Raw genomic sequence first — 25,227 nt, 5'->3', positions numbered from 1 at the left:
TTACATTCTAACTATATAAGCTTTTAATAACGGTTTCAATCGTTTTTTCAATGTTACCGGTATCAGGATTTATCCAATAGTTTGTTTATATTTTAACTATTAGGCAATTTCGACCACGGTGGCTTCGAAAGGTTGCAGGACTGCCATTTCTAAATCGATTTCCTCTTTACCGTAGTTTGAGACGATCACTTTACCGACACGTCTATCCTCATCCAATTCTAATCTTTCTTCCTGTCCACTGACATTCGCGGCAACCAGCCACGTGTTTCCTTGATAACTGCGCGTATAGGCAAAGATGGACGGATGATCCGGCAGAAGCAGCTCATAATCGCCCCAGACGACAAGCGGATTGTCTTTACGCAGCTGGATCAGCTTTTTGTACATGCTGAAGATAGAGTCCTCAGAATCAAGAGACTCTTTGACGTTAATATGTTTATAGTTGGACTGGACAGGCAGCCAGGGGGTCCCGGTCGTGAATCCGGCCTGTTCAGAATCGTCCCAATGCATAGGGGTTCTGGCATTATCCCGCCCTTTGACATTGATCGCATGAATCAGTGCGTCTTTTCTATACCCTTCACTTAATCGCTCGTGATACATATTGATGCTTTCAATATCATCCACTTCATCGATCGATTCGATCTTCCGGTTGGTCATCCCGATCTCTTCACCCTGATAGATATACGGTGTCCCTTTCATCAGGTGAAGCAGGATCGCGAACAGCTTGGCGCTTTCGACCCGGTAGTCTGTATCGTTTCCAAAACGGGAGACGATCCGCGGAAGGTCGTGGTTGTTCCAGAACAAGCTGTTCCAGCCACTGTCTTTCAGTTCCACCTGCCACTTTGAAAGGACCCTTTTCAGTTCAGTCAGATCGAGTGGTTTGAGATCCCATTTCGTTCCACCCGGCTGTTCATCCAGCTGCATGTGTTCAAACTGGAAGACCATAGACAGTTCCTGACGCAGAGGATCGGAATAGAGCATTGCCGTTTCAGGTGTCGCGCCCCAGGTTTCGCCGACGGTCATGACATCTCTATTTAATAGGGTTTCCTGATGCAGCTCCTGAAGATAGTGATGCAGCTTAGGTCCGTTCCCGGTGATCCCTTCATCCGGCTTTTTACCGATCAAATCGATCACGTCCATGCGGAAACCGCCGATCCCTTTATCCAGCCAGAAGTTCATCATGTCATAGACCGACTGACGGACTTTTTCGTTTTCCCAGTTCAGGTCAGGCTGCTTTTTACTGAAAAGATGAAGATAATACTGCGCTGTTTTTTCGTCATATTCCCAGGCCGAACCGCCGAAGGTCGACGTCAAGTCATTAGGCGCTTCGCCGTTTACCGGATCGCGCCAGATATAGTAATCCCGGTACTCGTTATCTTTACTTTTCCTTCCCTCGACGAACCACTGGTGTTCGTCGCTCGTGTGATTGACGACAAGGTCCATAACGATCCGTATGCCGCGGCTTTTCGCTTCTTCGATCAACCGGTCCATATCTGCCATCGTACCGAAGTCCGGATGGATCGCCTGGTAGTCACTGATATCATAGCCATTGTCATCATTCGGGGATTCATAAACTGGACTCAGCCAGATGGCATCGATCCCCAGCTCTTTTAAATAATCCAGGCGACTGATGATACCGGGGATGTCCCCGATACCGTCACCATTACTGTCCTTGAAACTGCGCGGATAGATCTGATAGATCACCGCGTTCTGCCACCACTTCATAGAATGCTCCTCTCAATGATCCAAAATTTATTTCTCTGCTGCTTCCAGGATCTTATCCAGTGTCAGCTCTTTCGTATCTTTAACGATATAGTCCGCTTTGTGCATCGCCGCTTCCGAACCGACACCGACAGAAAACATGCCCGCCGCATTGATCGATTCAACGCCTGCTTCGGCATCTTCCAGTCCCACACATTCCTCTGGTTTCAAGCCTAGTACCTCTGCACCTTTGATAAATATTTCAGGGTCCGGTTTGCCTGCACTTAAAGAAGCCGGGTCAACCACTGTTCCGTCAAACAACTCGTCGATCTCCAGCTGTCTGATTATTTTGGGTCCGTTTTTACTGGCAGAAGCGAGGGCCATCCCGATCCCTTTCTCTTTAGCTTCTTTAAGAAGTGTTTCGATGCCTGGAAGCAGATCATTATGTGTGATTTCTTCGATATAGTGCTGGTATTCTTCATTTTTCTGTGTGGCCAGTTCCTGTTTCTCTTCTTCCGTATAATCGTTTTCTTTATTGCCGTGTTTTAATATCAAGTCCAGCGATTCCATGCGGCTGATGCCTTTAAGCTGTTCATTGAATTCTCTGTCCATTTCGATACCCAGCTTTTTCGCCAGACTTTTCCATGCCAGGTAGTGATATTCTGCTGTATCCGTGATCACGCCGTCTAAATCAAATATTAATCCTTTAATCATAATGTCCTCCTTATAATGTCTGCCTGCTTCATAATGAAAAAAGAGAGATGGCCATCTCTCTTCCTTATTTTATCACTGCTTTTAGGGGTTTTAAATTTTTAGCGCTTTCTGGTTGGTGTTAAGCGCTCGGGTAGGTAAGATGTTCACTCGCGGGGTCAGTGCTTTGCGAGTACGACATCAGTGTTCGATAATTGTCCACTCACTGGGTCGGTGCTTCATGAGCACGACATTCTGGCCCACAAACTGTTCACTCACCAGATCGGTGCTCCGCGAGTGCGACATTTCAGACCACAAACTGTTCACTCATTAGGCCGGTATATCATCAGTGCGACATCTCGGCCCAAAAATTGTTCACTCAGCGAGTCAGCACCTCCCCAGTGCGACATTTCAGACCACAAACTGTTCACTCGATCCCATACCCTTTACCCAGCGAACACCAAACCAAAGCACTTCAAGAATGAAGAGATCATCCGCGGATGATCTCGCCTTCTTTTATTTTCGGATGGCTTGCTTGACGCTGTCTGTAAGCGTCACTGATTCCCCGTAAAGGTTGAAGTCTAAAGCATCGCCTTCCTGCAGTGCAAATTCAACGTTTTCCTTGTCCACGATGACTTTGATGAGTCGGCCGCGGTACTTCAGCTTGAATTCGTAGCCGTCCCACTTTTCAGGGCAGTACGGTTCAAAGGACAGTTCACCCGTCAAGGTGCGCATGCCGGCAAAGCCGTGAACAATGGATAGCCAGCCGCCGCTCATCGATGTGATGTGCAGGCCGTCTTCCGTATCATTGTTGTAGTTGTCCAGGTCCAGGCGCGCTGTACGCTCATACATTTCAAACGCCTTTTCCTTCTTGCCTAATTCTGAAGCCAGGATCGAGTGGACCAATGGCGAAAGCGAAGACTCGTGAACAGTCATCGGCTCATAGAAGTCAAAGTTGCGTTCTTTCTCACCCTGACTGTATTCATGATTCAGGAAGTACAAGCCCTGCAGGACATCCGCCTGCTTGATGAACGGTGAACGCAGGATCTTGTCCCATGACCAGTTCTGGTTGATCGGACGCTCTTCCGGTTTCAGCGAATCCACCGGACGCAGATCTTTGTCCAGGAAGGTATCGTGCTGAACAAAGACATCCAGCTCATCGTCTTTAGGGAAGTACATATTTTCTACGATGTCTTTCCATTTGTCTAGTTCTTCGGATCCAATATTTAAGCTCGCTTTTTTCTCGTCAGATACTTTTTCAAGAGATTCCAAAGTATAGCGCAGGGTCCAGGCGGCCATCGTGTTGGTGTACCAGTTGTTGTTGATGTTGTTTTCATACTCGTTCGGACCCGTTACGCCGTGGATCATGTATTTTTCATTACGTTTTGAGTAATGCACGCGGTCGGCCCAGAAGCGGGAAATACCAGTCAGGACTTCGATCCCCTTGTCCAAGAGATAGGATTCGTCTCCGAAATAAGTCGAGTAGTTGAAGATCGCATGAGCGATCGCGCCGTTACGGTGGATCTCTTCAAACGTGATTTCCCATTCATTATGGCACTCGATCCCGGTGAAGGTCACCATTGGATACAGTGCGCCTTCCAGTCCCTGCTTGGATGCATTGACATGCGCTTCTTCCAGCTGGTTATGACGGTAGACTAAAAGCTGCTTGGACACTTCTTCGTCAGTGATCGACAGATACATCGGCAGGATGCAGGATTCGGTATCCCAGTAAGTCGCACCGCCGTATTTCTCTCCAGTGAAGCCTTTCGGTCCGACATTCAAACGCGGATCTTCGCCGTAATAGGTTGAAAAGAGCTGGAAAATATTGAAGCGGACACCCTGCTGGCTGGCTTCGTCGCCTTCGATTACGACGTCGGCATTGTTCCAGCGGTTTTCCCATTCGCTCACATGGGCATCTTTCAAATCAGCATACGTCGATGCGTTTGCTTCAGCTAAAATAGCTTCGGCCGCTTTGACCTGATCGGTTTCTTCGACGTCACGACTGGTGATGACCGAGACCAGTTTAGTCAAACTGACGGTCTCGCCTTCTGAAACGGTGCCTTTATAGTTTTCAGCGACCAGCATGTCGGATTCGCTGCTGTCTGCTTTAGCAAGGCCAGAAACGTCGCTGTTCATCATCGTCGTCACAGTAAAGCGGTCAGTACCAAAATTGTTTTCCACTGTTTTGGTCGTTAAGTAAGGATACGGCGTCAACCCGCGGTCACGCTCGATCCAGAACTGTTCATCGTAATTGCTGTCTTCATTCTCGACATCCCCGTCCAGGTGAGGTGTCATTTCGATGACAGGACTGCCTTTCAAAACGTTTGCTTCGATATGGATGACCGCCAGTTCTTTCGTTGCTACACTCACGAAGCGGGCAAAGGTGAAGGCGATCTCTGTATCGTCTTTTGACCAGACGAAAGAACGGTTCAGAACACCCTCTTTCATATCCAGTTCCAAACGGTACTCTTTCACGTCATCTACGGCCAGGTCGACTTTGTGTCCGTCGACTTGGATCGTTACGGGGATAAAGTTCGTGGCGTTGATCACTTTACCGAAATATTCGGGATAGCCCATCTTCCACCAGCCGACACGTGTTTTGTCCGGATACCAAACACCAGCCAGGTACGTACCGATATGTGACTCGCCGGAATATCCTTCTTCAAAGTTTCCGCGCAGCCCCATATAGCCGTTGCCGATGGCCGTCAGACTTTCCTGTACACGCTTGTCTTTCTTTACCTCGGTGGTGATGACTTTCCACGGGTCGATTTTTGCTATTCTCTTCATTCTCATACACATCCCAATCTATATTTTCTCTATTTTAAACTAGCTGCTTTTGATCGCTTCAAGCAGGACTTTACGTTTTTTCGCACGCTTGCGTTTTTTCATCAGACGCTGTTTCTTCTCTTCTTCGTTATCGACATAGTAATAAACAGAAAAACCATTCTGATGCAAAATCTCGTCCTCTTCATACGACTCGTCATTAAAACCGAACACTTTATGTGCGCCATGTGGCAGAAGCGGCAGGAAGGCCTCGTCTTCATCCTGATTAAAGAAGAAGTAAAGTTCCTGATTGCCCAGTTTACGCTTGAAGCCAAGGAACTGCTCATCGTCTCTCACGTCGTGCCACTCGGTTTCGCCATAACTTAAGATCGGCTGATATTTTTTACGGAAACGGATCAGGTCTTTTGAAAAACGCAGCATATCATGATCCTGTTTGTTCTCATCCCAGATCATACACTTGCGGCAGTCCGGATCCCCTTCGCCATCGAGTCCCACTTCCGTCCCGTAATACATACACGGTGCACCGGGTTGTGAATAAAGGAAGGCCATCGCTGATTTCACGAGGCTTTTATCCCCACCGGCTTTGGTCAATAGTCGCGGCGTGTCATGGGAATCCAGCAGATTGAACATGACTTCGGTCGTCTGCTTACGGTAAAGCATCAGCTGACTGTTCAGGCTGGACACCAGACGCGTCGGAGACAGAATCTTCTTGAAGAAATAGTTCTCGATATTATCCGTAAAGGCATAGTTCATAACGGCATGGAATTCGTCGCCGTTCAGCCAGTTCTGTGAGGAGTGCCAGATCTCTCCCAGGATATACAAGTCTTCTTTGATGTTTGTGGTTTCCTTGAAGAATCGCTTCCAGAAGAAATGGTCCACTTCGTTGGCGACATCCAGACGCCAGGCATCGATATCGAATTCCTTGATCCAATACGTTGCGATATCCAGTAGATATTCCTGTACTTCCGGATTGGCTGTATTCAGTTTAGGCATGTGGCCGGTAAAGGCAAAGGTATCGTAATTCACACGTCCGACATTTTCCAGTTCTTCCGTGCTCAGGTCGCTGACGTCTTCGACCGGGAAGGAATGTATATAAAACCAGTCTTTATATTTTGAGTTTTCCTGATTTAAAAGCACATCCTGCCACTGTCCCGACTGGATGCCGACATGATTGAAAACGGCATCGATCATGACACGCATGCCGCGATTGTGTGCTTCATCCACGACTTTTTTAAAGAGTTCCTTGTCACCAAAATCCGGATCGATCTCTTTATAGTCGATGGTGTCATATTTATGGTTGGAGTGCGCTTCAAAGACGGGGGTGAAGTAGATGCCGTTGATCCCCAGTTCTTCCAGATAATCCAGACCGTCCAGGACACCCTGAAGATCCCCGCCGTAAAAATCATCACGGGAAGGATGTTCCTTGCTCGCCCACGGAAGGGTTCCTTCCGGGTTATTGCTTTCGTCACCATTTCTGAAACGTTCCGGAAAGATCTGATACCAGATCGTCTCGCTGGCCCATTTCGGTGCCCGGAAGGCGTCGATCTCGTGGATGTAAGGCACACGGAAATAAAAGTTCATCTGCTCAAGAAATGTCTCTTCAAACGGATAGACGCCCTGATCGGAATAAAAAATCTCAATGCCGTCTTTGCCGATCACACGGAAACCGTAAGCCATGCGTTTGGTCGGCTCATGTGTATCGATCATCCAGTAATCATGCATGTTCGTTGTAGCGACTTTCTTCATTTCTTTGCCGTCTGTATACCATTTCTGTTCATCCAGAGCGTAAGGATCGCCACTGATCAGCTCGACGCTGTCCACGTCTTTGGCTTTCGTCCGAATACGGATATGGTAATGCCCGCGTTCGTATAAGTAAGCATATTCACTCTCGGAACGGTGATAAATTGCTGCTGTATCCATAAAAATACCCCTTCTTCTATTAAGTTTTCTCGCTATGATTAATTTATTTTTCTATATATTCATCTTAAAGCGGTTTCACTCTGATTCTAGCACTTGGAGAGAATTATACAAGGCTAATCGCGGTGTTATCGGTAACAGAATGACTAGTTAAGAAGAAACGAGCTGCAGCTCGTTTCCTCCGGTTGCCGGGTTGACTGTTTCGGCTGGCTGGAATTGAACCGGTTCGGCTTATTCATATAAGGTGTTGTTCCAGTTGAATGAGCCGAACTACAGAAGGTTCGGCTTATTCGTCCGTATTCTTTTCACAGACAAACTGAACTTTTCCGAGGTTCGGTCGATTCGACGGCGCCCAGTTTTCGAACCGACCGAAGTTCCCTAACTTCAGCACTTAGCTTCCCTTCACTCTGATCAACTTACCGAAGTTGACGGTTATTCGACACTTAGATACATCTGTACCTCACCTACTTACCGAAGAAGCTCCTCTTCGGTAAGTAGGCGGACATGCACCAATCTAAACTGCCGAACCAGGCCCTACTTCGGTAAGTTAGATCGGCGCGTCCTGTTGAAACGACCGAATTTTCAAATCTTCGGCTATTACGTTTTCCACCATTATTTCTAATGACCGAACCATCACCAAAACTGTAAACCAAAAACGTCCAGGCCTGACAACTGGAGCAGTCAGGCTTGGACGTTTTATTCTATCAGCGGGTCGTGCCGCCGAGTTTCAGTTCTGTTTCAAACAGCTGATCCCCCTGCGGTTTCCCGTTCTCATTAACTTTTTTCAGGACCATCCTGGCACAGGCCGCCCCCATCTCCGTGATCGACTGTTTCAATGTCGTCAGGTTCGGGTAGGCGATCTGGTCCAGAAAGACGCCGTCATGACCGATGACACCGTAATCGCCCGGAATATCACCATCGTGCTCTTTGATTTCACGGATGACGCCAAGGCCTAACCGGTCCGAGGCGCACAAAAAGAGCGTGTTCGCCGGAAATTTGTCCCAGTTGTCTCGGATGAAGGCCGCCGAGTAGCGTGAGCGGTTTTCAAGGTTAAAGATGCACGGTTCTTTTCCGTGATTACTCATTACCGTTGTATAGCCCTTTTCTCTAGAACGGGCGAAAGGCTCATCGACATCGATACCGAGATAAACGATCTTCTCATAACCTTTTTCAATGGCATATTCCGTCGCTTTCGCCATACTCTCTTCATTATTGCTGTCCACAAAATCGATCCCCATCTCATTCTGGCCGAAAAGCACGGTCGGTTTGTCCAGAGACTTGATCAATTCTTCATCTTCCTGACGCATGCCGCAGACGATGAACCCGTCGGAATCCCCGATCTGCACGTTCTGATGTGTCAGAAGCTGCAGACTGTAGGCGTGCTTGTCCAGTTCATTGGCTATCCCTGTCAGGAGGAACATGTAATAGGGTTCAGTGGTATCCATTTCTTCTAATATCAGTAACTTGATGATCTGCGTGCGATTGTTCGCCAGCGCTTTTGCGGCTGCATTCGGGCGATAATTCAGTTCTCTCATGGCTTCGTACACAAGTTCTTTCAGTTCATCCGTGACCTGTTCGGGATGATTGATGACTCGCGATACCGTCATTTTCGAGACATTCGCCTTCTTTGCAACATCGTTTAATGTAGCCAAACGTTTTCTCCTTTCAACCTGCTCGTGCACAGGGGTGTCTCATTACTTGTCCATTCGATTATATCATGTAACCGTGGCTTGATTCATGCTGATCCGTCATTATTCAGGATAAATCCATCTAAAAATCACACTTACTTTTCAACGATCCTTACTTCATAGGGATGCAAAACAAGGCGCCCATGCACAGTTTCACCGGACTGAATGTCCGTCACTTCTTCGTTGATCTCGATGACCTGCAGATCCTCTGTAAAGTTCATGATGAAGACAGTTTTCAGTCCATCAGCTTCTCTGGCCTGCACGGAAACACCGTGTTCATGTGTGACGTCAAGTGCCGGTTTCAGATCCAAATCTGTGATCAGTTCACCGTAAAAATCCTCTAAAAACGATTCTTCCAGGCGTGCGCCAATGTAATACGCCTGCCCTTTCCCATACGCATGGACTGTAACGGCCGGTTTGCCCGCGTAAAAGTCACTCTGGTAGACAGCCAATTCGCTGGCCGCATTCGCTTCGATCACAGTTGCGTAATCGTTGATAGCATAGATTTTACCGTTATACTCCAAGCTGTTCTCATCAGAAGGATAATACGTATCGGTTTCCAGAGGCGCCATACCAAAGGTTTCTTTCAAAGGTGCCAGCCAGCCACCCATATGTGTCAGATCCGACTCGTTCACAAGGCCAGTGATGTAAGTAGACACCAGCGTGCCGCCACTTTTCACATAGTCCTGTAGTTTTTCAGCTGTTTTTTCTGACATCATATACAGCATCGGGGCGATCACCAAGTCATATTTACTCAAATCCGCTTCTTTTGAAATGACATCCACTTGAATATTTTTATCCCAGAAAGCCTGATAATGCTTCTCGAGGGTTTCGCCGTACTGCTTCGTCTTCAAGCCGAATCCCTGCGCATCGTTCAGTGCCCATTCGTTTTCAACATCATAAATGATGGCTACTTTTGCCTTACGCTGATAACCGACGACTTTATCCGAAATGTCTTCCATCGCTTTACCAAGTCGCGCGACTTCTTTAAAGACGCGGTTTTCAGGCGAACGGTCATGATCGACGACGGCCCCGTGAAATTTTTCAGAAGACCCACGTGATTTACGCCACTGGAAATACAGCACACTGTCCGATCCATGGGCCAGCATCTGCATGGATGACAAGTAGTGCATCCCCGGACGCTTGGCTTTATTGACGTCGTGCCAGTTCACGCCACTTGGTGTCGACTCCATTAAAAGAAAAGGCTGATCTTTCATCGCGTAGAAATGATCGTTCAAAAAGCCCACTTTTGAAGCCAGCGTGGCGGTGTCTTCCTTATCATTGTGCCAGGCCGGATAAGCGTCCCAGCTGATGACATCCACTTCTTTGGCGAATTTGCTGTAATCCAGTCCCGTAAAAGGCGTGAACTCAGGATTGTCCGACATGAAGTTCGTCGTTATCGGTATCTCGGGTGTGATGTCTCGCAATGGTTCGATCTCATTTTTATAGAAGTCGATCGTCTGATGCGAAACGAAACGGCGCCAGTCAAGGTTCATCCCATGTACAGCACTTTCCCCGATCGGCGAGGGTGATTCGATCTGTTCCCAGTCACTGATCGTGTGACTCCAGAAAGGTCCCCACCAGGAATCATTCAGCTGATCCAAGTCATTCTCGTATTTATCTTTCAAGTAATCTCTGAAATTCTGCTGGCACAAGTCACAGTGGCATTCGCCGCCGAACTCATTGGAGATATGCCACATGAGTAGTGCCGGATGCTCTCCGTAGCGCTCAGCCAGTTTTGTATTCATTTCCTGCGTTTTCTCCCTGTAATAAGGAGAAGAAAAACAGTGATTGTGGCGCCCACCGTGCAGCTGTTTCCTGCGGCTGGCATCCACACGCAGGACTTCAGGATGCGCTTTGGACATCCAGGCCGGACGTGCCCCACTTGGCGTTGCCAGAATAAAACGGCCGCCGAAAGAATGAATGCGTTCGATGACCTCATCCAGCCACTCGAAGTCATACTTTCCTTCTTCAGGCTCCAAAGCTGCCCAGGCAAAAATGCCGATGGAGAAGGTATTCGTGTGGGCTTTCTGCATCAGGACCACATCTTCTTTCAGTATTTCGGGATAAGCCAGCCACTGATCCGGGTTGTAATCTCCCCCGTGAAGCAGGCGCTGTTCATCTGTTACACGTTTCTTAGTCATATGAATCGTCCTCTCGTTTCATTATTTTCGGTAATAATGATTCAATTTTTCTATTAATTCATCAATAACTGTCATAAGGTGTCCCGGATGTCCCTGATCGCGCATTTCATCTTTCAGACAAGCCAGATAGTCGACATGCTGCTTGTCGAGTAAGGCATAATCTGAGTCAGTCAGGTCCAGTGTTTCGTCTTTGGCCTTGAGATAGGTTTCGACATCCATCTGCCACGTCCGTGTCCTGTCCGGGTAACGCAGCAGCAGTTCTTCAGCTCTAACGATGCCCTGTGGAGTCAGATCACCCACGAACCGCAGCTCGGCACCATTGGCGATGAGACGGTCGAACACTCCCCAGGCTGTACGTGTCCATTTCTCTTTCGTACAGATCATCGGCAGTGTCGGCACTCTGTCGGCGATCCGGCTGAACACTTCGGCATTGTCGATGATCCATACGATCGGCTGCTCATGAGCAGGATAAACGGCACGCAGCTTCACGACTTCTCGCAGAGGAACGGTGAGCACACTATGGCTGTGGACTGCCGCTTCCCATACTGGATGATAACCGGAGGCTGTTTCAGCGAATAAATTCACGGCTGTCACAGAATCGGAGATATCTTCCCGGTACAAATGATAATCTTCCAGCAGATCGCTGACAGCTTTCTGATCGGTCGGCATAACAATATGTTCTTTCGAATGGACACGTTTGGTCTCAGCTAAGACGTGGAGCCACAGTTTTCCTAAAGACGACGCCGGATCAAAGGCATTCGCATCCAGTGTAATGATCTGGCTGAATACAGACAGCCGGACCGGGCGTGTCGGGAGCAGGCGGATTCCTTCGGATAAATAAAGTACCCATTGCTCAAACTGTTTCGGAGACGCATCGATCAAGTCATGGATCCATTTGGTGTCTTCCTCGTTGTCTCTTATATAAATCAGCCAGTCTCTGACCAGCGGAAATTCCTCTTGTAATTCATTGAGGAGGTGTTCACGGCTAAACATCTTTCCAAGCACTTCCTTCTCTGTTCTGTCTCTTTTATTCTACCATTTTTAAGTGAATATCTCAGATTTTTAACAAAATGTGACATTCCCGACAAGTATTCCTCTTTTAGAAGGCCTTTTGACACGCCTGTCATCTGTGCTTATGATACTATGTTATTAATGTTGCAAAATGAATCAAAGATAAACAACTAACGGATCAATTAAAACCCAATAAAACAAGAAGGAGACCGATCGAGTGAGAATGAAGCATATTAAAAGAGGGGCAGTCGGAACGCTGCTTATATTCCTCTTATCCACGGTTTTACCGGCCGGACAAATTTTTGCCGAAGACGACCGCACAGATAATGAAGACTATTTAGAAATCATCGTTCGCTATGAAGAGACGGTGCCAGATGAAGCCTCTTTGGATCCCCGTTTTAAAAATATCGAAACGATGGACGTCCTGCCGATCCAGACCATGTCGGTCCCAGTATCAGCAGTCAAGGAAGTAAGTCTCCAGGAAAACGTCAGACGCATCACCTATAATCAGGAAGTGGAAACAAGCCAATCCACTTATGACGTCTCCATCGATGACTGGAACCAGGACATGATCGGGACATTCGATGCCTGGGAAGACGGCTATACCGGTCAGAACGTGAATGTGGCCGTACTGGATACAGGTTTTTATCAGCATCCAGAGATCACCTATGCCGGTGGCTACAGTATTTTCGGTGAAGATGACGAGATGGGCCCGGACCCCTGGACGAATGACCACTCCGGACACGGCACCCATGTCGCCGGTATCCTGGGCGCAGAGCAAGGGACCCGCGCGCAGGGCATAGCTCCAGGTATCGACCTTTACGGTGTTAAGGTGTATCACGAAGATAACGGCGGCAAAACACGCGTCGGAAATTTATTGTCCGGTCTTGAATGGGCAATTCAAAACGAGAGTGACATCATCGTCATCAGTTCAGGCTATGCCGAACCCAATAACGAAGTCCACGAAATGATCCAACTGGCAGCCAGTCAGGGCATCCTGACGATTGCGGCCAGCGGGAATATGACCGAAGATAATGCATCGATCGATTATCCGGCTGCCCACCCTGAAGTGATTGCCGTTTCTGGTGTCAATCAGAGTCAGGCCCATGTCAGTGATTCCATGCTAGCCTCTGAAAATGAACTGGCCGCTCCCGGTCAGAATATATTAAGTTTAAGCACAGACGGTTCACACGTCCCAATGTCCGGCACCTCTCAGGCCGTTCCGCACGTTGCCGGTGTGGCAGCCCTTTTAATGGATAAATATCCGAATGAAAGCGCCAGTGCTATCCGCCAGCGCATGACCGATCAGGCCCTTGACCTGGGCGAAACCGGTCGTGACGTCATTTATGGCTACGGACTCGTTCAGTATGCCGAACAGATCCCTGACGAAACGGTGCCTGAAGAAGAGCCGACTGAAGAACCTTCTGAAGAAGAACCAGCTCCTGAATCCGACAATGAGACGCCGGTTGAAGGCGAAACCGGTTCTGAAGAAACAGAGGGATCTCAACAAGAAGACAGCACCGAGGACCCTGCTCCTGAAGAGACGGCGGATGAGGACAGTTCCGAAACCGAAGAGGCTGCTGAAGAAGAGCCTGCCGGCAGTGATGATACTGAGCAGGAAGAAGAAATTGACGAAGATGAACCAGCGGATTCATCTGATGATGAAGCACCGGCTGAAGACAGTGAAGAAACCGAAGAACCGGCACCACAAAGAACAGTCTGGATCCGTCCGTCAGAAACCAATGGTGTCGCTACCATAGTGGAAGAAGATATCCAAGCCGTTGCTGAAAATGGCGTGCTCGCTGTATCTTTCGATGCTTCACTTGGACATATCGATCGCATCAGTTTGTCAAGCGATCAGATCCAGACGCTTAAAGAGAAGAATGTCGCCCTTTTAGTCGCACGTGTCGATCTGGAATGGGTCATTCCGACCAGTAATCTCTCAGAAGGCAATGCGCTGCTGACCTTCGAACCGACACGACAGGCCGTGACTTTTGAAGAGATCACGAAAGGCAAGATCCTGACTTTCGGTATCGAACAGGAAGGCCAGCAACTGGCTTCCTTCCCGTCACATATGACTTACCGCTTCTTTACCCCGGCAGCGGAATATAATCAGGACAACTTATACCAATGGAACGAAACCGATGAATCGTGGGAACTGCTTGGAGATGCCTATACCAAAGGCGGTGTCGTAGGGGTGACGACTGAGACACCGACGCTTGCCGTCTTCAACCCGGAAGAACTGGGGTCCGCACGAGCAGATGCTGAAGCAGAGAAGGAAGAACCTGCTGTCAGTGAACCGGAACAACCGGAGACAGAACCGGTCGAGACCGAGGAAGAAGATGAATCTGCCTTTCTCGACGGGAATTCTTCCGGCTTACCTGTTGTATTGAGCAGTGTCGTCGTCGTTATCCTCTCTGTGTCAGGTGGTTTTTACTTCTTTGGCGGCAAAGCTAAGTAACACCTTCTCATAAACTGAATAAGAAATAAGCTCTTACTAAGTCAAGGGGACGTGAAAACTGTCTCTCCTGCTTTTTAAGAGCATTTTTTTGTATAAAAAAGAGAACTGCCGGCGGCAGTTCTCTTTTTCATTCCTTAACTGTTGTCTTTAAGTGCTCTTGACTCAAGACCTTCCTGTTCAAGGAACGTGAGGAACGGTTCCAGCTCTTCTGCTTCAAACCGTTCCTTGAAGGCTCGGATCTCTTCTTCAGAAAAACGTCTCGGATCCAGTTCCAGTGCTTCCACAGGGATCGGCCGATCCGTACTGACTTTCACATCGATCACGACGGTACGGCCCGCTTTTTCATGTTCAACGGCTTTCTTGAATGTCTTTTTCAGTTCACCGATCTCTCTCACCGTGTACCCGATGGCTCCTTGGGCTTCAGCGATTTTCGCATAATCCACCCCTTTGAAGTCAACGCCAAAGTAGGCATGATTCGTGTCTTCCTGTTCATCTTTGATAAAGGCATATTCCGTATTCGAGAAGACGACATTGATCATGGGCAGCTGATACTGTCTGGTCGTGATGATGTCCTGCATGACCATCGAGAAGGCTCCGTCACCAGTCAGGTTCCAGACCTGCCGCTCAGGGAAATCGGCCTTGGCCGCGATCGCACCCGGCAGTCCATTACCCATCGTGGCAAATACACCTGAGGTCCGCCACATATTTTTCGGTGTCATATGCAAGTGGCGTACAGACGTCTGTGTGGTATTGCCGACGTCCACAGAATAAATGGCATCGTCGTCCGCCACCTGATTGATGACGTGATACGCCTGATAGAACTGCAGCTCGCCTTCTGTTTTCTGTTCCAGTTTGTCTGTATAGGTCTTCCAGTTTTCTATATTTTTCAGGTTCGCACGGTACCAGGCCGTTTCTTCTTTTTCTGGCAGCTTGTCTGTCATCAGCCGGATTGCTTCCCCTGCATCACCTAAAATCGCCACGTCTGTTTTGTGCCGTTTCCCGAGTTTGTGCGGATCGATGTCGATCTGGATGAATTTATCGATCCCGTCGAAGATATCCGTGACTTCCGAGAACGGATAGTTACTCCCGGCAAAGAGGACCACATCGGCTTCTTCAAACACTTCCACAGCCGGTTTTCTGGACACCCGGTGAGCTGATCCTAAAAAGGCTTCAAAGTCATACGGGAAGGTATCGTAATTGATCCCAGTGATGGCGACGGGTGCTTTCAATTTACGGGACAAGGCCATCACGGCTTCTCCATTGCCTCGCGTGCCGATCCCTGCATAAATGACCGGTCGTTCAGCGTTTTCAAGAAGCTTTACAGCTTCGTCTATATCTGTTTCATTCAGGACTGGATGCGGCAGCTCTTTATACGAGTCCGCGGAAGCATACCAGCTGTCCTCGTCGATCTCGACCCAGCCATAGTCCACAGGCACTTCCACAGCCGCTATCCCTTTTCTGGCAACAGCCGTACGGATCGCTTCATCAATGATTTTAGGCAGCTGTTCAGGATAAGCGACACGGCGGTTATACACCGTGACATCGGCAAACAGCGGATTGTGGTTCATCTCCTGAAAAGCGTCCATATTGATTTCTTTTTCTGCACGCTGACCAATGATCGCAAGAACGGGTACCCCGTCTTCACGGGCATCATACAGACCGTTCATTAAATGGGTCGCACCTGGGCCGGCTGATCCTAAGGCCACACCGATCTCGCCGGTGAACTTGGCGTGCATCGAAGCGGCCAGAGCACCCACTTCTTCATGTCTGACCTGGATAAAGCGGATGTTCTCTTCTTCTTTTTTTAGAGCATCCATCCACGAGTTCAGTGTGCCTGCCGGCAACCCGTAGATATTTTTCACACCCCATTTTTCCATCACCTTGACTGCGGCGACCCCTGCTTCGATCGTTTTCTTCTGTTCAGTCATATGTCTTCACCCTTTTCGTTAGATTTAATTAGTGTCTGATCAAACTTTTAAAGTCTATTCTATAAACTGCTCTATAATTCAACTGTAGCATGACTGTTTATTCAATAAAATTATTTGGTTTTGATTCATTACTCTTTGATGATTTCAAATTCATGCACTTTATCGACAGATCGTTCCACATTTTCTGAAAGGTCCCCACTCACTTCATACATCTCTACTGTAAGTATTTTATCTTCAACATGATAGACAGCAAAACTCTGCACTAGTGACTGCCGTTCATTGGCATAAGAGTCTGAAAACACTTCTTCTTGTTGCGGCTGCCCGCCGAAAGCGAATAAATCATTATACGCATTCACGTTTTCCTGTGTCATCCACCGTAGATCCGTACGCATATCATGAATGTATGCCAGTGATCGGCTATACAAATCGACGTAAGCCTTGGTCCCGGCGGCATGAGGCAGCACAAAAATCGTCCCCTCGGGGCTGATATACGTCGACTTATTCTCCTCTTCTATGATTTCACCGGCTTCACTCACCCTAGCGTTGAACACAGATTCTTCACTCGACACGTAAGCAAGCGGCTCGGTTCTAGAAAATACATGATCATGGCCCTGTAATGCTAAATCGACGTCCAATTCGTCTATCGTCTGCATGAACTCATCCCTGACTTTCTGGACATCATTATCCGCTAGTGAATGATAGGATCTGGAGTACAGGGGTTTATGAAAGCTCAATATGACCCACTCAGCTCCCGCATCTCTGGCCCGCTTTATATCTGTTCTGATCCAGTTCAGCTGCTCTTCTCCTAAGGCTTGACCTTCGGGATTGTCCGCGGATACTTTATTGTCATTCGTGTTGGCTACGACAAAGTGCACACCGTTATAGTCAAACGAGTAGTACGAACCCCCATCTATGGCATCATTCGTGACCGGTACATTGAAATGGGCATTAAATGCATCGATTTGGAGTGGTGTGCCTTCATGCAAGGCGTGCTCATCATGATTGCCGGGAGCGACGGCCAGTGGCTGCTGCATCCAGAGCCGCTGAGATTTTGAGAAGATATCTACCCATTCGTCTTCCACTTCTGCCGTTTCCACGACATCCCCAGTGTGGAGGATAAATTCTGGGCCATCAGCGGTGTCGATGGCCTTTTCCAGTGTATCGGCCCCATAAATGGCTTCATTATGCACATGCTCGTTCCAGTAGGCATTTTGCGTGTCTGTGTATTGAACGAATGTGAAGTCATCTCCTGTCTCACCTGAGGTCGTGAACTTCCCGACAGCACTTTTCCCACTACTCTCGCTCCCCACCTGATAATAATAGGTCGTGTCCGGCTCCAAGTCGGTCGCCAGTGCTTTATAGACATATTCCGTTTCGTCTGTAAGTTCCAGATAGCCTACCGCTACTCCGCTTGTCCATTCCGGTCCTTTTTTATCCTGATCTGTATAGTAACCCAGTTCATCGTCAAAAAAGATAAAAAAACCGTCTTCCGTTCGTTCAGCATACCGGCTCGTCACCGCTTCGCCTTCTGCATCAAAAACGATAGGATCCTGAAGATCGTCAGATGTGCTGATCCATACGCTGGCATCTTCATAGTGATTTCCGGTGTACCAGTTAAACCCCATCCGGGTCCGGGTGTCTCCGTTAAAGGTCACGCTTATTCTGTTCGGAACAGTAGTCGGTTGGACCTCTGCCACTTCCGGCTTGTTTTCCATAAATTCTATGGAAGAATCTGGCGAGTTGGTCAGGTGTTCAAAGACAGCGATACCCAGCAGCAACACCGTTGTTACACCACTTCCCAGAAAAATTTTATGTGAGATTTTTTTAGGCCGCATGACTGCCCTCCCTTGTTCCTTCTGCCATCAGTCGCTAAGGATGGAAAACCTCTATTTCTTCATATTAACGTTACATATATCTTACTCAAAATGGCTGTTTTTCTAAAAGGATAGCACCTTGAAAGCAAGGTCAATGTCCTATTCATTTTGATCGAACAAGAAATGAAGAGGTTGAGCCAGCTGGCTCAACCTCTATCCTTATTGCTTCTTTCTTTTTCCGGTGATCCTTCAATCCTTTCTTTGAAAAAGATAGGATTATGCTGTAACTGTGCTGTTTTGTTGCCTATTACAGTAACTCGTAAACCGGGGTCAGTCCCAGTTTCGGGAATGTGTCCTTATTCCCGGAACTCCAGACCTACAGTTACTTCCACTTCAGGGAATACGGCTCTATTCCAAGAACTCAAACGCTACTGCCTCTCCCACTTCCGGGAATACCGTCATATTAACGGAACTCAAGCGCTGCTACCTCTCCCACTTCCGGAAATACCGCCCTATTCCAGGAACTCAAACGCTGCTGCCTCTCCCACTTCAGGGAATACCGTTCTATTCCAGGAACTCAAACGCTGCTGCCTCTCCCACTTCAGGGAATACCGTTCTATTCCAGGAACTCAAAGCCCTAAAGCCTTGCGAGTTCAGGTTATAGGCCGCTATAGCAGGATCTCAGAACTCAAAGCGTCCGCGAGTTCCGGCTATCGTCTCTTATAATAGGAACCTGGCCCCTTTAGAACTCACCAGTTGGGGTTAATGCGCGTTATAACAGGAACTCGTTGGCCAGCAATCTATTGAGTTATAGTTATCAGTCGCACTAATAGGATCTCAAGCGCTTAAAACCTTTTGAGTTACGGTTAAAGACGCTCCCTGGTAATGTTATAAGGGCGATTCTATTTAAATATTTCCAATTCAGTGATACATTTTATCTAGACAAAAAAACGAACGTCCCTCTCACAATACAGTGAGAGAAACGTTCGCTTGAAATTATATTTTCTATTATCTAAACGAGTAGGATGATCCTCGACGATTTGATCTATTGCGCAATTTATAGACGATCGGATTAATGATGGCCAGTGCCAGTATGGCCAGAAACATGTAAAACGTGATGGAATCCCCTTCCAGGGCAAAGTCTTCCAGGAACATGTTTTCTGTGATGATCAAGGCGATGGCTATCAGCGCGTGCGTAACGGAGACGGCCAGGACCGAAAAGAAAGTAACGATAGCGTCGCGTCCTTTTGGCAGAATAGATAAGACGAGAAAGAGGCCGAGAAAAACAAGAATGAGTCCAAAAACTAAACGAAATTGTGTAAATACTTCTATATTCATAGTGATCTCCTTTGATTTTATTTCTCTTCCTATTTTACAAGCCTCAAAGGCAAAACACAACGCCTATATCACTATTCACTTTCGCTTCACAGCCTTTAATAGAACTGGCGTCCAAAGTTCCAGCCACCGATCATGTCATTGATCGATAACGCATCGTTCGTATCGATGTCCGATAATTCTTTCTGTTCCGATTCCGGCAGGGAAAGGGAATCAAAAATGATATCCGGTTCGTTATAGAAACCGATATCTGCAAACCGTTCATCGGTCAGGCTGAATTCAAGCCCCACCAGTTCGCGCGTACTGTCCGTCCAGTTGATGTCACCCTGCAGAGTGAACACATACTGGTCTTCGTCACCGTAAGTAAAGTAGTGATTATTCTCCAGTGATCCCGCGTAGGTATAGTCGAATGGCCTGGTGACTCGTTCCGCTTCATACATTTCAAGCGCCAGCAGATTCTCTTTCAAAGAATCCGAACGGCGGTATGATTTGACGATCGACGGGTCTTCCGAAGTTCTGATGCCTAATATCGTCTGATAGGAACGGATGCCGGGCGTGATATACTCGTTCTGCTCGACCCAGTGATTATAGGTCAAATGCCCCCACAGAAAATAAAGGGCGCAGAGACCGATCAGACCCAAAAAGCCTCTTGTCACATATTTGCGCACAGGCTTGTTGGGATCAATATAGGAATAGGCAAAGACGAACACGATCGCTAAAAACAATAGAATCATGACGATCAATGGCATCGTATACGTATAAAACTGCTCGGCTCTCATCCAAAATGCATACATCTTTTTATCTCCTCAGTGTTTTTCCAGTTCCAGCCGGTTCAGCATCGGAAGGTATAGTTTATCTCCGTCGGTCAATTCGATGACCGCTTTGTCCGGCTTATTTTCGATCAGCTCTTTGTTCTGTTCATATTCATCTTCCGTGATACGGCCCAGTTCGAACCACTCTTCCAGGACATCGGGAGGAACCCTCGGGCTCGCCCCTCTATTTTGGGTGAGTTCGACGACTTCGATGTCCCCGTCTGTGAAGTGATAGAGGACTGGTGTACGTGGCGCTTCGATCGTCTCCAGAGTATATGTCCCTGCATCAAGATGTCTGCCCACTTCATAGTGTCCCGCCATTAAAGCGACGGTCCGGGACGAGTCAGGTTCTGCTTCCATTTCCGTTTCAGATTCCGGATCAGTTCCGGCGGCGTCTTCATTATAGTGTACAAAGATCTCAGGGGTCTCGCCTTCGACTTGAATGGTCTGGCCTTCGCGCAGATCAACGACCGCCTGCATCACTCCGCTGTTTTCCTGAAAGTGGTTTTCAAAGGTCACCACTCCTTCTGTGTCATAAACGGTGACATTCCCGGCCCGGATGATAAAGACGTCGGGGCTGAAGTCACTTGGATGGCCTTCGAAAATGACCCGTCCTGAAGGCAGGTCTTCTCCTACAGTATACATCCCTTTTTCCAGAGTGACCATCTCTTCATCGGAAAAGTCCAATGACGGTTCGAACAATGTCTCGCTCAACGGATACCTGAAATAATGGGCTTCGTTTTCTTCATTGATCTTCTGGGTCTTTGCGTACTCTTCGATGGCTTCTTCATTCGGTTCGACCGGTTCGCCGTCATATAACGGCGTTCTTATACCGGCAAAATTTGAACAGCCTGACAAAATAAGAAGCAGCAAAGGTGACAGGATCAGATACTTTTTACTTTGAAACAGGTTCGTCATGCTGGTGCCCCCTGTTGAATGAATGGATTTTCAGCCCATACAAATGAGAATAATATTCGGATGTACCTAAAGGTCCGACGGTGATCTCAACATCCTTTAAATGACGCAGATGTTTATAGATCGCCAGCTGTTCGGCTTCGCTCAGGTCGTTGAGCGGGATACACAAGACATTGTTGCCCAAATGGATCGTTTCTTCCGGCAGGGTGACGTGTGTTTCCAGATACTGCACCTGTTCTTCCGTGCATAAGAGTTTGAAGTAATCAATCTTTTCATCGCTGTGATCGAAAACGAAATGCAGTTTCTTGTCTTTCAGGAAAAAGACTTTATTGGCATACTCATCCAGATTGTCCAGCAAATGGGACGCAACGATGATGATCTTGCCTTCATCTCTCAGTTCGATCAGAATATCGGAGACTAAAGAAACGTTCTCGGGATCCAGACCGTTCATCACTTCATCCATGAACATGATCGGTGTGTCGGAAGCGATCACCATGGCAAAACACAGACGCTGGCGCATGCCTAAAGAATAGGTGCTGACTTTGCGGTCGACATAATCATCCATTTCCAGCCGATTAATGATGTCTCTCACATGATCCTTTTTGCCGGCCCACATATCCGCATACATCTCGATGTGTTCGGTCCCGCTGAAGTTCTCATGCAGGTCTGCCTGATCCGGGAAAAAGGTGATGAGCTGATGCAGTTTTAACACATCTTTGTCTTTTGCCGTGTATTCTTGATCATCGACATACACATGCCCGGCTTTCACAGGAATAAAGCGCATGATGGCATTGAATAAAGTCGTTTTTCCGGTCCCGTTGGGTGCGACCAGGCCGATGATCTGACTGTTGTCGAGTTTGAACGAGATATCGCTCAACACTTCCCGCTCGCCATAAGCAACGGTTATATTTTTTACTTCTAAAGTCATTCGATCACTCTCCTTTTCAGTCCGGAACGCTGGGTCGGTATCAGTTTAAAGATGATGTGGAAGACGCCTTCAAGGGCCAGCCAGACACCCAGTGCGACGATCGGCAGTTTCCAGTAGACGATCCCTGGCAAATCAAACTGCATGGCACTTTGTCCTGAGACTACCGCAACCACTTCAGTATAAAAGGACGGCTGCCAGGAGGTCCAAGGGTCCAGCAGGGTCCATACTTGAGGCAGAAAGACGAACGCGGCGACAATAAAGAGTGTCAGGTAAATGTTTCGGATCATCCAGCTGAGTCCGGTGATGATCAAAAGGAACAAATAACTGACGATCATACCGAGTCCGGTCAGCAGTAAGCCGTATTGCCATAACGGGATGTAGGTGACAGCCTGGTCGACATAAAGTTCCACCGGATAGTTCAGACTGCCGGTCGTTTCAAAGAATAAAGACAGACCGTAGCTCACACCGATCCCCAGGAGGGCGGCCAGCCAGGTCATCAGCCAGAGCAGAAAGCTTCGTCCGCGCCACTGCGTTTTCATCGGCAAAGGCAGGCCCTGTGTGACACTGTAATTATTTTCCTGATCCTTTGTAAAGTGATCGCCGGCTAAAAGTGCGATCGCAATAAACAGGACGACCGACACGAACAGTTCCAGCTGCTGTTCCAGGATCTGAGACGACGCATAAGGATTCCATTCGATCGGCAAGTCACTTTCTTCTAAAGCATCGTAAAAAGCGATCTCGCGCTCGATTTCACTTCTAGACGGTAAATAAACGGAGGTCAGAAGGTCATGCGATTCAAATTCTGTGGCTTCAAGTAAAAACAGATTGTTTTCAGCCATGGTTCTTCCATTATCAAGGTAATCAGACACGACGTCTTCCAGTCCGTCGACCGTATTCCCTTCACGCTGCGTGAGTATGTAACGGTTCAGTCCGATCAATGTGGAATTCCGTCCGAGACGTTGCTGGACTTCTTCCCCCAGTTCACCTTCAAAATGAGCATCCGGGATCAGCCGGAATATGTTATGCGCGTCACTATATTCCGAACGCAATTGGGTTTCCGGCAAAACCACATTCTGCTGGCGGTAGAGCAGGGAAAACGTCCCCAGGAAAAGAAAAAAGCCAATGAGCAGCAGGCGCGTTTTCCAGTCACGCAGTAACAGCCGTCCGTTCCATTTCAGTACACGTTTCATTTTTCTCCTCCTTATCTCACGAAGCTCTGGCGTTTGATCACTTTGGTGGCACCAACGTTCAGCAGTTCGATCACTAAGACAGTGACTGCCAGGACCAACAGGCCTCTGTCATAAGGCACGTTCAGTCTGCTCGTCACCACATCACCGAAATGGTAATAGGTCTGCGGGTAGAAAGACAGATTGATGCCGAGCAGTTCTTCTGTTCCGGGGCTGTAATAAAGCTGCGGGAACAAAAGAACGAACACCGATGCAATAAACGTCACGATATCGTGCCTGAATATCAGACTGAACAGCGTGTTCAATCGTGTAAAGCCGTACATCAAAAGGAGCACATACGGCAGGCTTCGAAGCAGGAAAGTCCCGACTTCCATCGTGATATACGGCAGCATGGCATACGCATTTTCGGCTTCACCCAGAGCTCCGACCGGCATGGCTATCGAACCGAAGCCGTGGAGCAGGCCATTCAGGAGAATGAAGAAACCCGATAATGCCACAAAAAACAGTGTGACGAAACCGAGTGCCGTCACCGACTGGATGAACAGATAGCCAAACCAGTTTAGAGGGACCCCGGCTTTTTGTGTCCGCAGTGACCGGTCTTTGGTAATGACGTCGCTGATCATGAACAGCAGAAGTAGAAGCAGTATATATGGTCCCTGTCCGATCAGAAAGAGATGGAGCTGCTGCAGGCTCGTCCGCTCATGTACCATATGAAAGGTCAGCGGTTCCGCTTCATTCAAGTAATAATCTGTTTTCTGGCTGGAAAAGAACATTTCTTTCGCATTTCCGAGGACTCTAAAGGGCACACTGAACGCATTCCCGCCTCCCTCTTCCGAGCCTTGAGCTGTCGGCCGGTAAGGGATCTCCAGATACCGTCTGACGTCTCCGTTATTCAGAGCTGTCAGAAGCTCCCGCTGATTGACATATTCATTACGTGCTGTTTCATACGCACTCGTCCCGGTGAAGAAGGTCGGGACCGTGAGCCCTTTGGCCAGCTGATCTTCGAACGTCTGCCGGTTCGCTTCCATCTGTCGTTCCAGCTGCGTTAGATTCACTTCCTCATTTCCCGGAGTATTCGGTAGAATAAATAAACTATGTAAAAGAACAGCACCCAGGCATAAGATCATGACTAACCTGTTCTTCTTGTTCCGCCACATGTACGTGACCGTTTCACTCATTACTTGCCTTATCATACGATCGCCCTTTGTTTGTATAGTTTTTTCACTTGTCTAACTAGTTTATCACAGAAAAATCATAAAAGACCGACATTTTATCATTTTTTTCTAATCTCAAGGGGATTTCATACTTTCTTCATAATATGAGCGGTTATAACGCAAAAAAACTGCAGAACAGTAAGCTCATCAGTTTTTTATTAATCGGATTATATTTTATACAAAGTCCTGCAAAGATCATTATTGAACGTCTACATCAGTCTTTGACATTTGTCATGCGTTTCAGCGTTCTTTCGATTTCTCTTAACGACTCTGCCTGCTGACGGTTGCTTTGTGCCAAAGACAGTAAAGCGTAGATGAACACCCCAGCAATCAAGAGACTGAAGAGCATCATTATAAGCGGAAAAACTGAGAACCATAAATTCGTCATTTTGACCCTCCTTTCTTTTTCACGTATGGTGAAATTTTATTTTATTTAGAGGTGATCCTCGTCCTGCGACGAGGATCTTCCGATCTAAAGCTTTCTTACCATACGTTGATCATTCTTAACGCTCACTCAAAGACGATTGCTTTAGAGCAGGGCTATTGCTGTGCTCTTTCGGTGTACCCACGCAGTTTTGCGAGTGAGTACTGCCATTGTGCCCTTCTTTCGACGTACTCACGCGATTTCTCAGTTGAGTAATGCCTTTACGCCCTTCATTCGACGTACTCGCGTCATTTTACGAGTGAGTAATGCTATTGCG

17 protein-coding genes are annotated in these 25,227 nt (G+C 47.8%); 1 reads left to right on the top strand and 16 read right to left on the bottom strand.

Annotated features, from left to right (window positions below; translation table 11 throughout):
• Nucleotides 1-99: 99 nt before the first annotated feature.
• From BMX84_RS06925 to BMX84_RS06895, 7 genes are all read right to left on the bottom strand, one after another.
• Nucleotides 100-1,722, bottom strand: a complete 1,623-nt coding sequence (locus BMX84_RS06925; protein ID WP_091488370.1) for a glycoside hydrolase family 13 protein — start codon at nt 1,720-1,722, stop codon at nt 100-102.
• 27 nt (nt 1,723-1,749) lie between these two features.
• Nucleotides 1,750-2,412 (bottom strand): beta-phosphoglucomutase, encoded by a 663-nt coding sequence (gene pgmB, locus BMX84_RS06920; protein WP_091488369.1) that lies wholly within the window; start codon nt 2,410-2,412, stop codon nt 1,750-1,752.
• A gap of 492 nt (nt 2,413-2,904) precedes the next feature.
• A complete protein-coding gene (locus BMX84_RS06915; RefSeq protein WP_091488368.1) occupies nt 2,905-5,181 on the bottom strand; it encodes a glycoside hydrolase family 65 protein in 2,277 nt (758 codons plus the stop codon).
• Between the two features lie 33 nt (nt 5,182-5,214).
• Complete coding sequence (locus tag BMX84_RS06910; RefSeq protein ID WP_091488366.1) at nt 5,215-7,092, bottom strand: glycoside hydrolase family 13 protein; 1,878 nt, start codon at nt 7,090-7,092, stop codon at nt 5,215-5,217.
• Between the two features lie 701 nt (nt 7,093-7,793).
• Entirely contained in the window at nt 7,794-8,741 is a 948-nt protein-coding gene (locus BMX84_RS06905) for a LacI family DNA-binding transcriptional regulator (protein ID WP_091488365.1), read from the bottom strand.
• A 131-nt stretch (nt 8,742-8,872) separates the two neighbouring features.
• Nucleotides 8,873-10,921: a beta-galactosidase gene (locus tag BMX84_RS06900; protein ID WP_091488362.1), complete on the bottom strand. Its 2,049-nt coding sequence runs from the start codon at nt 10,919-10,921 to the stop codon at nt 8,873-8,875.
• Nucleotides 10,922-10,942: 21 nt separating this feature from the next.
• Nucleotides 10,943-11,914 carry a DUF2399 domain-containing protein gene (locus tag BMX84_RS06895; RefSeq protein ID WP_091488361.1) on the bottom strand — a complete coding sequence of 324 codons (972 nt, stop codon included), beginning with the start codon at nt 11,912-11,914 and terminating at the stop codon, nt 10,943-10,945.
• A gap of 241 nt (nt 11,915-12,155) precedes the next feature.
• On the opposite strand from BMX84_RS06895, the gene BMX84_RS06890 reads away from it, so the two are divergent.
• Nucleotides 12,156-14,393, top strand: coding sequence for a S8 family peptidase (locus BMX84_RS06890; protein WP_143058690.1), 2,238 nt, complete (start codon nt 12,156-12,158; stop codon nt 14,391-14,393).
• 134 nt (nt 14,394-14,527) lie between these two features.
• On the opposite strand, the gene spxB is transcribed toward BMX84_RS06890, so the two are convergent.
• The 9 genes from spxB to BMX84_RS12500 form a co-directional block, all read right to left on the bottom strand.
• Nucleotides 14,528-16,321 carry a pyruvate oxidase gene (gene spxB / locus BMX84_RS06885; protein WP_091488358.1) on the bottom strand — a complete coding sequence of 598 codons (1,794 nt, stop codon included), beginning with the start codon at nt 16,319-16,321 and terminating at the stop codon, nt 14,528-14,530.
• A gap of 128 nt (nt 16,322-16,449) precedes the next feature.
• A complete protein-coding gene (locus BMX84_RS06880) occupies nt 16,450-18,156 on the bottom strand; it encodes a purple acid phosphatase family protein (RefSeq protein ID WP_218142346.1) in 1,707 nt (568 codons plus the stop codon).
• Nucleotides 18,157-19,143: 987 nt separating this feature from the next.
• Nucleotides 19,144-19,473: a hypothetical protein gene (locus tag BMX84_RS06875; protein WP_091488356.1), complete on the bottom strand. Its 330-nt coding sequence runs from the start codon at nt 19,471-19,473 to the stop codon at nt 19,144-19,146.
• A gap of 95 nt (nt 19,474-19,568) precedes the next feature.
• Nucleotides 19,569-20,264 (bottom strand): hypothetical protein, encoded by a 696-nt coding sequence (locus BMX84_RS06870; protein ID WP_091488354.1) that lies wholly within the window; start codon nt 20,262-20,264, stop codon nt 19,569-19,571.
• A 12-nt stretch (nt 20,265-20,276) separates the two neighbouring features.
• On the bottom strand, nt 20,277-21,200 hold the full coding sequence (locus BMX84_RS06865) for a hypothetical protein (RefSeq protein WP_091488353.1): 924 nt from the start codon (nt 21,198-21,200) through the stop codon (nt 20,277-20,279).
• Nucleotides 21,178-22,125 (bottom strand): ABC transporter ATP-binding protein, encoded by a 948-nt coding sequence (locus tag BMX84_RS06860; protein WP_091488351.1) that lies wholly within the window; start codon nt 22,123-22,125, stop codon nt 21,178-21,180. Before BMX84_RS06860 ends, BMX84_RS06865 begins: the two co-directional genes overlap by 23 nt.
• Nucleotides 22,122-23,315: a hypothetical protein gene (locus tag BMX84_RS06855; RefSeq protein WP_091488349.1), complete on the bottom strand. Its 1,194-nt coding sequence runs from the start codon at nt 23,313-23,315 to the stop codon at nt 22,122-22,124. Before BMX84_RS06855 ends, BMX84_RS06860 begins: the two co-directional genes overlap by 4 nt.
• Before the next feature lie 11 nt (nt 23,316-23,326).
• Nucleotides 23,327-24,505 (bottom strand): hypothetical protein, encoded by a 1,179-nt coding sequence (locus tag BMX84_RS06850; protein WP_143058689.1) that lies wholly within the window; start codon nt 24,503-24,505, stop codon nt 23,327-23,329.
• A gap of 235 nt (nt 24,506-24,740) precedes the next feature.
• Nucleotides 24,741-24,914, bottom strand: coding sequence for a hypothetical protein (locus tag BMX84_RS12500; RefSeq protein ID WP_177165496.1), 174 nt, complete (start codon nt 24,912-24,914; stop codon nt 24,741-24,743).
• Nucleotides 24,915-25,227 lie beyond the last annotated feature (313 nt).

It is taken from the genome of Alkalibacterium putridalgicola (assembly GCF_900109825.1).
Classification (GTDB): Bacteria; Bacillota; Bacilli; order Lactobacillales; family Carnobacteriaceae_A; genus Alkalibacterium; species Alkalibacterium putridalgicola.
This window is presented reverse-complemented; position numbering and strand designations above follow the sequence as displayed.

Coding starts and splice junctions, on each gene's coding strand:
- BMX84_RS06925 (WP_091488370.1), bottom strand. CDS start 1,722: ATGAAGTGGTGGCAGAACGCGGTGATCTATCAGATCTATCCGCGCAGT.
- pgmB (WP_091488369.1), bottom strand. CDS start 2,412: ATGATTAAAGGATTAATATTTGATTTAGACGGCGTGATCACGGATACA.
- BMX84_RS06915 (WP_091488368.1), bottom strand. CDS start 5,181: ATGAGAATGAAGAGAATAGCAAAAATCGACCCGTGGAAAGTCATCACC.
- BMX84_RS06910 (WP_091488366.1), bottom strand. CDS start 7,092: ATGGATACAGCAGCAATTTATCACCGTTCCGAGAGTGAATATGCTTAC.
- BMX84_RS06900 (WP_091488362.1), bottom strand. CDS start 10,921: ATGACTAAGAAACGTGTAACAGATGAACAGCGCCTGCTTCACGGGGGA.
- BMX84_RS06895 (WP_091488361.1), bottom strand. CDS start 11,914: ATGTTTAGCCGTGAACACCTCCTCAATGAATTACAAGAGGAATTTCCG.
- BMX84_RS06890 (WP_143058690.1), top strand. CDS start 12,156: ATGAAGCATATTAAAAGAGGGGCAGTCGGAACGCTGCTTATATTCCTC.
- spxB (WP_091488358.1), bottom strand. CDS start 16,321: ATGACTGAACAGAAGAAAACGATCGAAGCAGGGGTCGCCGCAGTCAAG.
- BMX84_RS06880 (WP_218142346.1), bottom strand. CDS start 18,156: ATGCGGCCTAAAAAAATCTCACATAAAATTTTTCTGGGAAGTGGTGTA.
- BMX84_RS06875 (WP_091488356.1), bottom strand. CDS start 19,473: ATGAATATAGAAGTATTTACACAATTTCGTTTAGTTTTTGGACTCATT.
- BMX84_RS06870 (WP_091488354.1), bottom strand. CDS start 20,264: ATGTATGCATTTTGGATGAGAGCCGAGCAGTTTTATACGTATACGATG.
- BMX84_RS06865 (WP_091488353.1), bottom strand. CDS start 21,200: ATGACGAACCTGTTTCAAAGTAAAAAGTATCTGATCCTGTCACCTTTG.
- BMX84_RS06860 (WP_091488351.1), bottom strand. CDS start 22,125: ATGACTTTAGAAGTAAAAAATATAACCGTTGCTTATGGCGAGCGGGAA.
- BMX84_RS06855 (WP_091488349.1), bottom strand. CDS start 23,315: ATGAAACGTGTACTGAAATGGAACGGACGGCTGTTACTGCGTGACTGG.
- BMX84_RS06850 (WP_143058689.1), bottom strand. CDS start 24,505: ATGATAAGGCAAGTAATGAGTGAAACGGTCACGTACATGTGGCGGAAC.
- BMX84_RS12500 (WP_177165496.1), bottom strand. CDS start 24,914: ATGACGAATTTATGGTTCTCAGTTTTTCCGCTTATAATGATGCTCTTC.